The organism is Actinomadura chokoriensis (assembly GCF_039529475.1).
Lineage (GTDB): Bacteria > Actinomycetota > Actinomycetes > Streptosporangiales > Streptosporangiaceae > Spirillospora > Spirillospora bangladeshensis.
The window spans coordinates 65,122-77,100 of the sequence record NZ_BAAAMW010000003.1 but is presented as its reverse complement, the minus strand read 5'-3'; the positions used below and the strand labels follow the sequence as shown (position 1 = coordinate 77,100).

Annotated in this window: 13 protein-coding genes; 10 read left to right on the top strand and 3 right to left on the bottom strand. The window is 73.6% G+C overall.

What is annotated here, in order from left to right:
- The first annotated feature begins 2 nt into the window (after positions 1 to 2).
- The 4 genes from ABFX46_RS08295 to ABFX46_RS08280 are packed head-to-tail and all read left to right on the top strand — an operon-like array spanning position 3 to position 3,133.
- Positions 3 to 644, top strand: coding sequence for a bifunctional 4-hydroxy-2-oxoglutarate aldolase/2-dehydro-3-deoxy-phosphogluconate aldolase (locus tag ABFX46_RS08295; protein WP_346040764.1), 642 nt, complete (start codon positions 3 to 5; stop codon positions 642 to 644).
- Positions 641 to 1,588: a sugar kinase gene (locus ABFX46_RS08290; RefSeq protein WP_346040763.1), complete on the top strand. Its 948-nt coding sequence runs from the start codon at positions 641 to 643 to the stop codon at positions 1,586 to 1,588. Before ABFX46_RS08295 ends, ABFX46_RS08290 begins: the two co-directional genes overlap by 4 nt.
- Before the next feature lie 13 nt (positions 1,589 to 1,601).
- Positions 1,602 to 1,985 carry a RidA family protein gene (locus tag ABFX46_RS08285; protein WP_346040762.1) on the top strand — a complete coding sequence of 128 codons (384 nt, stop codon included), beginning with the start codon at positions 1,602 to 1,604 and terminating at the stop codon, positions 1,983 to 1,985.
- A complete protein-coding gene (locus ABFX46_RS08280; RefSeq protein WP_346040761.1) occupies positions 1,985 to 3,133 on the top strand; it encodes a hypothetical protein in 1,149 nt (382 codons plus the stop codon). Before ABFX46_RS08285 ends, ABFX46_RS08280 begins: the two co-directional genes overlap by 1 nt.
- Here ABFX46_RS08280 and ABFX46_RS08275 read toward each other — a convergent pair.
- Positions 3,130 to 4,740 carry a serine/threonine-protein kinase gene (locus tag ABFX46_RS08275; RefSeq protein ID WP_346040760.1) on the bottom strand — a complete coding sequence of 537 codons (1,611 nt, stop codon included), beginning with the start codon at positions 4,738 to 4,740 and terminating at the stop codon, positions 3,130 to 3,132. The two genes, ABFX46_RS08280 and ABFX46_RS08275, sit on opposite strands and share 4 nt — an antisense overlap.
- A gap of 121 nt (positions 4,741 to 4,861) precedes the next feature.
- Between ABFX46_RS08275 and ABFX46_RS08270 the strand changes: the two genes are divergently transcribed.
- The 5 genes from ABFX46_RS08270 to ABFX46_RS08250 all read left to right on the top strand — a co-directional run bounded on the left by ABFX46_RS08270 (position 4,862) and on the right by ABFX46_RS08250 (position 8,546).
- Positions 4,862 to 5,272 carry a VOC family protein gene (locus ABFX46_RS08270; protein ID WP_131941955.1) on the top strand — a complete coding sequence of 137 codons (411 nt, stop codon included), beginning with the start codon at positions 4,862 to 4,864 and terminating at the stop codon, positions 5,270 to 5,272.
- Between the two features lie 12 nt (positions 5,273 to 5,284).
- On the top strand, positions 5,285 to 5,758 hold the full coding sequence (locus ABFX46_RS08265) for a helix-turn-helix transcriptional regulator (protein ID WP_346040759.1): 474 nt from the start codon (positions 5,285 to 5,287) through the stop codon (positions 5,756 to 5,758).
- 144 nt (positions 5,759 to 5,902) lie between these two features.
- Entirely contained in the window at positions 5,903 to 6,736 is an 834-nt protein-coding gene (locus ABFX46_RS08260; protein WP_346040758.1) for a CPBP family intramembrane glutamic endopeptidase, read from the top strand.
- On the top strand, positions 6,733 to 7,887 hold the full coding sequence (locus tag ABFX46_RS08255) for a sensor histidine kinase (protein WP_346040757.1): 1,155 nt from the start codon (positions 6,733 to 6,735) through the stop codon (positions 7,885 to 7,887). The genes ABFX46_RS08260 and ABFX46_RS08255 overlap by 4 nt, the downstream gene beginning before the upstream one ends.
- A complete protein-coding gene (locus ABFX46_RS08250) occupies positions 7,884 to 8,546 on the top strand; it encodes a response regulator (RefSeq protein WP_346040756.1) in 663 nt (220 codons plus the stop codon). Before ABFX46_RS08255 ends, ABFX46_RS08250 begins: the two co-directional genes overlap by 4 nt.
- A 14-nt stretch (positions 8,547 to 8,560) precedes the next feature.
- Here the strand turns inward: ABFX46_RS08250 and ABFX46_RS08245 are convergent, their stop codons facing one another.
- Positions 8,561 to 9,580, bottom strand: coding sequence for a saccharopine dehydrogenase family protein (locus tag ABFX46_RS08245; RefSeq protein WP_346040755.1), 1,020 nt, complete (start codon positions 9,578 to 9,580; stop codon positions 8,561 to 8,563).
- A gap of 99 nt (positions 9,581 to 9,679) precedes the next feature.
- Here ABFX46_RS08245 and ABFX46_RS08240 point away from each other — a divergent pair, with 99 nt between their 5' ends.
- A complete protein-coding gene (locus ABFX46_RS08240) occupies positions 9,680 to 10,630 on the top strand; it encodes a helix-turn-helix domain-containing protein (RefSeq protein WP_346040754.1) in 951 nt (316 codons plus the stop codon).
- Here ABFX46_RS08240 and ABFX46_RS08235 read toward each other — a convergent pair.
- Positions 10,620 to 11,387: a hypothetical protein gene (locus tag ABFX46_RS08235; protein ID WP_346040753.1), complete on the bottom strand. Its 768-nt coding sequence runs from the start codon at positions 11,385 to 11,387 to the stop codon at positions 10,620 to 10,622. The genes ABFX46_RS08240 and ABFX46_RS08235 overlap by 11 nt on opposite strands.
- Positions 11,388 to 11,979 lie beyond the last annotated feature (592 nt).

Genomic DNA, 11,979 nt, shown 5'->3' with positions numbered 1-11,979 from the left:
CCATGACCCCCCGCTTGGCGCCGGGAGGCGCGCTGACGGCGACCGGAGTCGTCGCCGTCGTGCGCGGCACCCGCGCCGACCGCGTCGCCGACGTCCTGGACACCCTCGCCGCCGCCGGCGTCCGCTGCCTGGAGATCACGTTGAACACCCCGGGGGCCCCGGACGCGCTGCGCGCCGCCCGCGACCGGCTGCCCGCCGGCACCGAACTCGGCGCCGGAACGGTCCGGACCGCCGCCGAGGCGTCCGCCGCCGTGGCCGCCGGTGCGTCGTTCCTCGTCGCCCCCGACACCCGCGCGGAGGTCGCGGCCGTGGCCCGCGAGCACGGCGTCGCCTACTATCCGGGCGCCCTCACCCCGAACGAGGTCGCCCGCGCATGGGACGCCGGCGCCACCGCGGTGAAGGTGTTCCCGGCCGGCGCGTTCGGCCCCCGCTACCTGCGCGACCTCCGCGGACCGTTCCGGGACGTCCCGCTGCTGCCGACCGGCGGCATCGGGCCCCGCAACGCCGCCGACTACATCGCCGCCGGGGCCGTGGCCGTCGGTGCGGGCGGCTCCCTCATCGGCGACGCCCTCGACGGCGGATCCCTGACCGCGCTGGCCGACCGCGCATCCCGCCTGCTCGCCGCCGTGGAGGCCGCCCGATGACGGACCTCGTCACGTTCGGCGAGACCATGGCGCGGCTGGAGAACGCCGTCGTCGGGCCCATGCGGCACGCCCGCAGCCTCGACCTCGGCATCGGCGGCGCCGAGTCCAACACGGCGATCGGGATGTGCCGGCTCGGCGGCACCGCCGCCTGGTTCGGCCGTGTCGGCGACGACGAGTTCGGCCGGCTGATCACCACCGCGCTCGCCGGCGAGGGCGTCCGGCTCGACCACAGCGTGGTGGACGAGACCGCGCCGACCGCGCTGCTGTTCAAGGAGCGCCGCTCGGGCACACTCACCCGCGTCCAGTACTACCGGACGGGCAGTGCCGGATCGCGGCTGCGGCCGGCGGACGTCCCGCACGACCTGATCCGGTCCGCGCGCGTCCTGCACGTCACCGGCATCACCGCCGCGATCAGCGACACCGCCCGGCAGGCCCTCGACGACGCCGTCGAGACCGCACGGGACGCCGGCGTCCCCGTGTCGCTCGACCTCAACTACCGGACCGCGCTCTGGACGCCCGCCGAGGCCGGTGAATGCCTGCGCGACCTGGTCAAGCGCGCCGACCTGGTGTTCGCGACCGAGGCGGAGGCGCGGCTGGTCGCCGCCGGCGACGACGCGGCCGGGCTCGCCACCGCGCTGGCCGCGCTCGGCCCCCGCGACGTGCTGGTGAAGCGGGGCGCGGCCGGGGCGGTCGCGTTCTGCGAGGGACGCCTGCACGTGCGGCCCGCCCACCGCGTCCCGGTCGTCGACCCGGTCGGTGCGGGGGACGCGTTCGCGGCCGGCTACCTGGCCGAGTTCGTCCGCGGACGTCCCGTCGCCGAACGCCTGGCCACCGCGGCGGCCGCCGGCGCGTACGCCGTGACCGTCCGCGGCGACTGGGAGGGACTCCCCAACCGCGCCGACCTCGACCTGCTGAAGACCGCCGAAGACACCGTCACCCGTTGAAGGAGACAGATCGATGAGCAAGCGCGAACTACGGAGTTCGGACGCCCCCGAGCCGCTCGGCACCTACTCGCAGGGCCTCGTGGCCGGCGACTTCGTCTACACGTCCGGCATGGGGCCGATCGACCCGAAGACCGGCGAAGTGGTCGGCACGGACGTCGCCACCCAGACCCGGCAGGTCCTCGCCAACCTGACCGCGATTCTGCGCGAGCACGGCCTGGGCTTGGACGACGTGGTGAAGTCGACCGTCCACCTGCAGGACCTCCACCGCGACTTCGCGGCCTACGACGAGGTGTACCGCGCGCACTTCAACACGCCGTACCCGGTGCGGACCACGGTGGGCTCCGACCTGATGAACATCCTGGTCGAGATCGACTTCGTCGCCCATAAGAAGAGTTGATGGACTCCTCCCTCTACGTCCTGGTGGAGGATCTGCCCGGTGCCGATGCCGCGCGGATCCTCTCCCACGGCGTCTCATCCATCACCATCGGCGCCGCCTACCACCGCGCACGTGACGTGACACCCCACGGCAGGACGCGCGTCACCTTCCGCCACGACGGAGTCCACTTCCCCCTGGGCGACCTGTTCGACGGCCTGCGTCTCGTGCCACCCGTCCAGAAGGGCGCAGATCAGGAACCCATCCGCGTCCTACGCGAACAGACCCAGGCCCTTGGCGTGCCCCTCCACGGTTGGGGTGTGTTCCTGCACAACACCACGCTCGGCCTCGCCTTCCCGGACGTCACCCAGGAGAACTGTTTCGGCGACCGTGCGGCGCCCGCCGACCTGTGCCCGTCCAACCCGGAGGTACGCGCCTACACCATCGCCTTGGCCCGGGCCATCGCGCGCCAAGGCGTGGACTCCGTCGTCACCGAATCCCTGCACTTCGGGACGTTCGGGCACGGCTACCACCACGAACGATCCTTCGTAGACCTGGGCCCAGCGGCCGAATTCGCGTTGGGCCTGTGCTTCTGCGTTCACTGCCGGGCCCGCATCCCGGACGCTGAACAGGCCCGCGCCGAGGCGTCCCGCCTGGTGAGTGCGGTTCTGGATGGCGGCCCACCCGCCCACGACATCCCGGACGTCCTCGAAAACTACGCCCGAGCCCGATCCCCGATCGTCACCACCCTGGCCGCCTCAGCCGCCGAAGCCGTGGCGGCCGAAGGCTCCCGGTTGACGTTCCTGGACCTGACCGGCGCGGTGCTGGGCTACGCGGACGGCCGCCCGACCGGTGCCCCTGCCGCGTCCTCCGCCTGGCGGATCGGCGTGGACCCGGCGTCCCTGGCCTCGGTCGTCCCGTCCTACGCGATCCTCTGCTACGCCCGCGACACGTCCCGCGTGGCCGAAGACGTAACCGCCTACCGGAAGGCCCTGGGCCCGGACACCACCCTCCGCGCCGTCCTCCGCCCCGGTCTCCCCGACACGACGTCCGCCGACCACCTCGCCGCCAAGGTCGGCACTGCGCATACCTCCGGCGCGGACACGGTCGACTACTACCAATACGGCTTGGCGCCCTTGCCCGTCCTGGCCCGCATCCCGGTACCCGGCTAAGGGCCTGCGGGGACGGTCTTGATGACCTTGCCCTTGGTGTTCACCGCCAGGTAGCCGCCGCCGTAGTCGTCGGTGAGGTAGACGAGCATGGTCGGCTGGTCGCCGTTGAACGTCCAGGACGCCTTCACGATGACGTACCTGTTGGTCGGCTTCGGCACCTTCAGCGTGCGCGCCGCGCGGCTCATCAACGCCGGCAGGGCGTCCCAGTCGAAGGCGCGGAGGTTCACCTTCGCGTCACCGGTCGTGATGGCGATGCTGGGACGGTTCCGGACGGCCGCGTCCGCACCGCGCTCGTAGGTGTAGTTGTCGAAGGCGCCGCGCCGTCCGGCCACCGGGGCGTCGGCCGAGGCGTGCTTCTCGTACACGGTGAACTCGGCGAACTCCCTGCTGCCGGACGCCTCCTCGAACTTATTGATGACGTTGCGGACGGCGGCCGGAGTGAGCAGCGACGCGACCTTCTCGCCGCCGCCGTCGCTCCCCTTCGCCCCGGTGCGGCCCTTCGACGAGGACGACGAGGATGCGGCGTCGAACGGAGTGCGGGTTCCCTCCGGCTCGTCGTCGTCCATCAACGCCGGAATGATCAGGAGGACCATCGTGAGGAGGATCGCCGCCGCCCCGGCCACCACGGCGAGAACCGCCGCGGCCAGGGGGGAGCGGCGTTGACGCGGACGTCCGGGATGGGTGGCCGGCAGCGGGGGCGGCGGCGCGTGCGTCCCGGGGCCCGGCATCGTGACGAGGGGCGGAGGCGGAGGCGGCGAGCCGAAGGACGTCGCGACCTGGCCGGCGGCCTGGGCGAGCATGTGGTCCAGCTGGTCGGCCTTGGGGCGGGCGGCCGGGTCCCGCGCCAGCAGCGCCTGCAGGACGGGCGCCAGCGGCCCGGCGCGGTGCGGCGGCGGGACCGGCGCGGTCATGACGGCGGCCAGGGTCGCCGCCGTCGTCGGGCGGCGCAGCGGGTTCGCCCCCTCCACGGCCACGTAGAGCAGCAGGCCGAGCGACCAGAGGTCGGACGCCGGGTCGCCCTCGTGCCCGTGCAGCCGCTCCGGCGCGATGTACTCCGGCGAGCCGACGAGCCCGCCGGTGACGGTGACGCGGGACGCCTCCTGCAGCACCGCGATGCCGAAGTCGGTGAGGACCGGCGTCCCGTCCGCCCGCAGCAGGACGTTCGCGGGCTTGACGTCGCGGTGGCAGATGCCCGCCTCGTGCGCCGCCCGCAGCGCCGAGAGGAGCCCGCGCCCGACGGCGGCCCCCTCGGCGGGCGACAGCGGCCCCTGCGCCAACCGGTCCTGGAGGGACTGCCCGCGGACGAGCTCCATCACCAGCCACGGATGCGGCATGTCGGGGGAGTCCACGATGTGGTGGATGGTCACCACGTTGGGGTGGTCGAGCCGGGCGAGGGCGCGGGCCTCGCGCATCACCCGCTCGCGCATCATCCGCGCGAAGTCCGGGTCGAGGTCGCCGGTGCCGGCGTCGGCGAGCCGCACCTCCTTCAGCGCGACCTCGCGCTCCAGGGCGAGGTCGAACGCGCGCCAGACCGTGCCCATCCCGCCGCTGCCGAGCCGTCCGCGCAGCTCGAAGCGGCCGTCGATCACCATCTCCCCAGAGGTCACGGCGGAAAGCCTAAAGCCAGAACAACCACAAAGCCCCGCAAACCGGCCTTCGGGCGGGCCCCGCCGGATCGGTCAGGAATCGAGAAGCGCGGGCCGCGGCCGCGCGCCTAGCCTGATCTGCATGGACATCACCATTCACACCAGCTTCCTGCCGCACGACGACCCGGACGAGTCCGTCGCCTTCTACCGCGACGTCCTCGAGTTCGAGGTCCGCAGCGACGTCGGGCAGGGCAAGATGCGCTGGATCACGGTCGGTCCCGCCGGGCAGCCCGACACGTCCATCCTGCTGGCGCCGCCGTTCGCCGACCCCGGGGTCACCGACGACGAGCGCCGCGTGATCTCCGAGATGATGGCCAAGGGGACCTACGGCTGGATCCTGCTCGCCACCCGGAACCTCGACGCCACGTTCGAGAAGGTGCAGGCCCACGACGTCGAGGTCGTCCAGGAGCCGACGGAGCAGCCCTACGGCATCCGCGACTGCGCCTTCCGCGACCCGGCCGGGAACATGGTCCGCATCCAAGAGATCGGCTGAGGGAGTCCCGCCATGTGCTACTCCGAGTGGGGGCGCGCCCGCACCGAGGCGCAGCGCCTGGACGAACTGGCGCGGCTGCGGCGCGTCCGCGACCGGATCGACCGGGAGTACGCGCGGCCGCTGAACGTCGAGGCGCTCGCCCGCGGCGTGCACATGTCCGCAGGCCACCTCAGCCGCCAGTTCCGGCAGGCGTACGGCGAGTCGGTGTACGCCTACCTGATGACGCGGCGCATCGAGCGCGCAGCGGCGCTGCTCCGCCGCGGCGACCTCAGCGTCACCGACGTCTGCTTCGCGGTCGGCTGCTCGTCGCTGGGCACGTTCAGCACGCGCTTCACCGAACTGGTCGGCATGCCGCCCAGTGCCTACCGCCGCCAGGCGGAGCCTCTGGCGGAGGCCGGAAGGGGCGTGCCCGCGTGCGTGGCCAAGCAGGTGACCCGGCCGATCAGGAACCGGCGGGCACCGGCCCGCGAGCTTCAGCCCGCCTGACGGCATGGCCCGTACGGGGGGCCTGTCCCCCGTGCGAGCTACCGGAGAGTGTCCACCGCACGGTGAAGATTCCGAATCGCGTGATCCATAGCGTTCTTCCTGGCCGCGGCGCCCCTGCCGCGGGGATCTCGCGAAGGAGTCGACATGAAGCTGCTGATCCAGCTCCTGGCGGTCGGGGCGGTCGCCGCCGCCGGCGGCGCCGCCACCCAGGCGGTCAAATGGGACACCCTCCCCACGCTCGGCCTCGGCCTCGCGTCCGCCGTGCTGGCGCTGCTCGTGTACGCCTTCGTGGTCGGCCGGACGGAGCACCGCCCGGTGGACGAGCTGGCCCGCGCGGGCGCGCTCCCCGCCCTCGGCCGCGGCGCGCTGATCGGCCTCGCGATGTTCGGCGCCGTCATCGCCAACCTTGCCTTCCTCGGTGACTACGAGGTCACCGGCTTCGGCTCGGCGACGGGCCCGATCGCGCTGGTCGGCTTCATGGCCGCCGCCGCCGTGACGGAGGAGCTGCTCTTCCGCGGCGTCCTCTTCCGCATCATCGAGAGGTACATCGGCACCTGGTGGTCGCTGGCGGTGACCGGCCTGGTGTTCGGCCTGATGCACCTCGGCAACGAGAACGCCACCGTGTGGGGCGCCCTCGCCATCGCGATCGAGGCGGGCGGCATGCTCGCCGCCGCCTACGCCGCGACCCGGACCCTGTGGCTGCCGATCGGGCTGCACTTCGCCTGGAACTTCGCCGGCGCCGGCATCTTCGGCACCGCGGTCTCCGGCAGCGAGAGCCCCGACGGGCTGCTGAACGGCGCGACCTCCGGCCCGGAGCTGATCAGCGGCGGCGAGTTCGGCCCTGAGGCGAGCCTGTACTCGGTCGGGTTCGGCCTCGCGGCGACGGCCGCCTTCCTGTGGCTGGCCCACCGGCGCGGCACCCTGGTTCCCCGGAGGGGCCGCGCCCGCGCCGCCGCGCCCGCTAGCCTCGCCCAGTGATCGATCTCCGGACGATCCCGGACATGTGGCGCCGATGGGACGCCATGGTCCGGGATCTGCCCCTCGCGCTGCTGCTGGCGGTCGGGTCGCTCATCCCGGCGCTGCACGGCCTCGGAACCCACGTCGGCGGCCTCCCGAGCCGGCCCTACGATGCGCTGGCGATCGTCGCGGTCGTCCTGCAGAGCCTCCCGCTCGTGGTGCGCCGCCGCTGGCCGGACGTGTGCCTCGTCCTCGTGGCGATCGGGTTCGCGATCGACCAGCTCCGCGGCTACCACACGTTCGCGGGCACCGGGCTGGCCATCGCGGTGCTGAGCGTCGGCGCCCACCTGGACCGGTTCCGCCGCACCGCCATCGTCGTCGTCACCGCGGCGTACGCGGTGCTGGCGGTCGCCCTCGACCGGAACGGCGGCGGCGAGCGGCCGGACGAGTACGTGACGTTCTACCTCGCGCTGGGCCTCATCTGGGGCGTGGGCGCGTGGCTGCGCTCCACCCGCGCCGCCGAGGCCGAGCGCCGCCTCCGCGTCGCCGCCGACACCCGCGCCGCCGAACGCGCCCGCATCGCCCGCGAACTCCACGACATCGTGACCCACCACGTGACGGCGATGGTCGTCCAGACCGAGGCCGCCCGGTACCTGACCGCCGCCCCCGACCGGCTCGACGAGACGCTGACCGCCGTCACCGACACCGGCCGGCGCGCCATCACCGATCTGCGGCACCTCCTGGACGTGCTCAACCCCGACCACGGCGGGGAGTTCAGGACGCCGTCCATCGACGACCTCGGCACGCTCATCGAGCAGACGCGCCGGGCCGGGCAGCCGGTCGAGTTCACCGAGGAGGGAAAACCGGCGAGATCCACCGGTAGTGCCGAATTCACTACTTACCGGGTGGTTCAGGAGGCCCTGACGAACGTGCTCAAGTACGCTCACGGCAGCCGGACCGAGGTCCGGGTGCGGTACGGCGAAGGGGAGATCACCGTGGAGGTCGGGAACGACGGCTCCGGATCGCGGTCCGGGTCGCCCGGCGGCGGCGGACGGGGGCTCACCGGCCTCGGCGAGCGGGTCGAGACGCTGGGCGGCGAGTTCAGCGCGGGCGCGCGGGCGGACGGCGGCTTCACGGTCCGGGCCCGCATCCCGGCGGAGAGCGCGTCGTGACCGAGCCGGTCCGGGTGCTGGTCTGCGACGACCAGGCGCTGATCCGCACCGGGTTCGCGACGATCATCGACGCGCAGCCCGACCTGGAGGTGGTGGGCGAGTGCGGGGACGGCCGCGCCGCCGTCGACCTCGCCGGCCGCCTGAAACCGGACATGGTGGTGATGGACGTCCGGATGCCGGTGCTCGACGGCATCGAGGCCACCCGCCTGCTGGCCGGCGCCGGCGTGCCGGACCCCGTCAAGGTGCTCGTGGTGACGACGTTCAACCTCGACGAGTACGTCTACGAGGCGCTGCGCGCGGGCGCGAGCGGGTTCCTGCTGAAGGACGCCCCGCCGGCGCAGCTCCTGCACGGTATCCGCACCGTCGCGACGGGCGCCGCGCTGCTCGCCCCCGAGGTGACCCGGCAGCTCGTCGGCAGGTTCGCGGCCCGGATCCGTCCGACCGACGAGGGCGCCCCGCCCGAGACCGCGCTGACCCCGCGCGAGCTGGAAGTGCTGCGGCTCATTGCCGACGGGCGGTCCAACAGCGAGATCGCCGCGACGCTGGTGATCAGCCAGGAGACGGTCAAGACGTACGTCTCGCGCATCCTCACCAAGCTCGACCTGCGCGACCGCGTCCAGGCGGTCGTCTACGCCTACCGCCGCGGCCTGGTCACCTGAGAGGTGCCGGGCCCTTATCGGTGCAGTTCGAGTGTCATGTGCGGGGACAGGGCGTCGAGGAAGTCGGCGGCGTCGAAGATCTCGCCCGCGGACGCGACTCCGGTGACCTTCGTCCGTCCGGTGAGGATGCGGGCGACCGCCTCCACGGCGAGCGGCGCGGTGACGGCGTAGATGTCCCGGCCGCCGGCCGCGGCGCGCCGTTCACTGCCGCCCGCGCGCACGACGACGTCCACGAGGAAGGTCTGCGCGGAGCGCCCGCGCTCGTCCGCCGCGGCCGGTGCCGGGGTGTCGGGGGACGAGAGGTCCGCGGCCGCCTCGACCGCCATGTAGGTGCGCACCTCGGGGATGGGCAGGTGGCTGGGAATGGTGATCACGTCGGCCATCGTGAACTCCCCGATGACCTCCCGGACGCCCATCGGCTCCGGAAAGGACCACTTCAGGGTGGGCGGCGCGTCGGTGCGGTACTCCAGCCGCCCGTTCGCGTAGCGGACGCGCCGGCCGTCCCGCCGCTCCCTGGAGACGTCGCCGGAGGCGCGCGTCCCCTCCGTCGGGTGCCAGCCGCTCAGCCCGTAGGCGATGTGCGCCTCGTCGGCCGCCGTCCAGCCGCCCATCGCCGCCGTGGCCAGCAGGTCGCCGAGGCCGCCGAAGAAGGCCATCGCCGGGACGACCACCGCTCCGGCGGCGCGGGCACGGCCGCCGAACCGCGCGAACGTGTCGGCGTTGGCCTCGATCTCGGCGGCCACGTCGACATAGGGGATCCCGGCGCGCAGCGCGGCCTCGATCACGGGGGCGGCCGTGGCGGCGAACGGCCCGGCCGTGTTGATCACCGCCGCCGCGCCGTGCAGCGCCCGGTCGAGCGAGGCCGGATCGTCCACCGACGCCGGCCGGGCCCCGAAGCCGGACTCGGACGCGAGGAGGGCGAGCTTCCCGGCGTCGCGCCCGGACAGGACCGGGACGAACCCGCGCTCCCGCAGTTCCGCCACCACGAACCGTCCGGTGTGCCCGTACGCGCCGAACACCGCCACCTGCTGCATGGGCTCTCCCTGTCCTGACCGACCCGATGGCGATCATTCTTCGGTGGCGGGCAGGCGCCCGCGAGTGTCTGGAACGCCACGACCCGTACAATTCCGGACATGCGTACTGTCGCGCTGGCCGTCACCGACGGGATGCTGCACTTCGAGCTGTCCCTGGCCTACGAGGTGTTCGCCGACCCGCCTGCCGCCGTGACCGTCCCCTGGTACGACGTCACCGTGTGCGGCTCGACCGGCGTCCAGGTCGGCCCGTTCCGGGTGTCCCCCGACCTCGGGCTCGACCGGCTCCGGGACGCCGAGACCGTGATCGTCCCGAGCCTGGCCGACGTCGACGAGGACCCGCCCGCCGGCCTGGTGGACGCGGTCCGCGCCGCGCACGAGGCGGGCGCGCGCGTGGTCTCCCTCTGCACGGGCGCGTTCGTGCTGGCCGCCGCCGGCCTGCTGGACGGGAAGCGCGCCACCACGCACTGGGCGCACACCGAGGCCCTCACGGCCCGCTACCCCCGGGTGGACGTCGACCCGGACGTCCTCTACGTGGACAGCGGCAGCGTGCTCACGTCCGCCGGGAAGGCCGCCGCCATGGACCTGTGCCTGCACATCGTCCGCCTCGACCACGGCTCGTCGGTCGCCAACACCGTGGCCCGCCGCCTGGTCGTCCCGCCGCACCGCGCCGGCGGGCAGGCCCAGTTCGTCGCCGCCCCGGTGCCCGCCCGCGACGACCACCCCCTCGCCGCCCTGTTCCCCTGGATCATCGAACGGCTCGACCAGCCGCTGACCGTGGACGACCTGGCCCGCCAGGCGGGGATGAGCTCGCGCCACCTCGGCCGCCGGTTCCAGGCGGTCACCGGCACCACTCCGCTGCAATGGCTGCTGACCCAGCGCATCCGCCACGCGCAGGAGCTTCTGGAGAAGACCGACGACGGCATCGACGCCATCGCGTCGCGCACCGGCATGGGCACGGCGACGACACTGCGCCGGCACTTCAACCGCACGGTCGGCGTGCCCCCGGACACATACCGCCGGACGTTCCGGGCCGAGCGGGCTACGCCATGATGGCCGAGTCCACCTGAGTGGGGTACTCCTTCACGACCCGGTCGCCGTTGTAGAGCCTGACCGTCACGGGAACCATCTGACCACCGGGCAAGGGGCCGCTCGTACCGCCGCCGCTCCTCCTGAGGACGAAGAACCGATCGGTCACCGGGGCCTCCGCCGACCTGCCGTCCGAACCCGTGAAGGTGATGCGCGTGGCGCCCGGCGCGATCCGCCCGGCGACGTGCAGCTCCCAGCCCGTCTTGGAATCGGGATCGTCGAAACGCAGATCACCGCCGCCCGTGTGGTCGTAGATCACGCGGTCGGGGACGATCGTCAGCGGGACGCCCCAGGGGTGGGCGGCCTGACGCGGAGCCCGGTCGCTCGTCGTCGGCCTGCCGGACCGGTCGAGCGCGCACAGCCGGAACGCCGTCCCGCTGCCGAGCAGGACCGTCCGCCCCCGCGAGTCGCGGACGGACTCGGCCAGCACCCGGAAGTCGGACACGCTCGTCCCCGGCCCGGTCAACGTCTGCGAGTTCACCGGATCGCCCGGGATCGGCGCCATGACCAGGGGGTCACCGACCATGCAGGCCCGGACGACGGCGAGCTGCGCGGGGGTGTTGCCGGGCAGCGTCCGCGCCCCGGCACGGCGCTCGGCCACCTCCTCCGCCGGCCCGGACGAGTCGGCCGAAGCCAGGAGCAGCGCCGTCACCGCCCCGGCCGCGCCCACGGTGCCCACCGCGATCAGGACCGTCCGCCCGAGCCACCCGATGTCTCCCACCGCCGCCTCCTCGCGGTCACAGAACACGATCGTGCCGCCCGCCGTCCGCCGCCACAACCCCGGACGCGCACCGGCGCCACGGTCCGGCGCGGTGGGCCGCGTGACCTGCGCAAACCGCGTAAGGAATCGGTAAGGGCCGGGCGGCCTCATGCGGCCCGTCCCGGGCTCCGTACTGCCGCTGGGCCTGGTCACCGCCCTCCCCGCCGCGGCCGCGCACGCCGGGCCCGCCGACTGCGGCCGGGTCGTCAGGCAGTCCGCCACCCGCCCGGACGGCGTCCTCCAGAACGGTTTCGTGTGGGACGCCGCGAACGGCATGCGGCGGCTGCCCGACCACGACAGCGGCAACTCCGCCAAGCCGGCCGCCATCAGCAACACAGGTGTGATCGCCGGGAACTACCGCCTGCGACCTCGGGAAGGGCGCGGCCGTCTGGACGTCCCCGGCCGACGACCCGTACCTGCTGCCCCGCCTCGCCGGCGCCGTGGACACGATCGCCCAGGACGTCAACGACCGGGGCCAGATCGTCGGGACGGCCGTCTACCCGGGCGGCGAGACCCGCGCCGTCCGCTGGGACCGGAGGAACTGACCCGGACC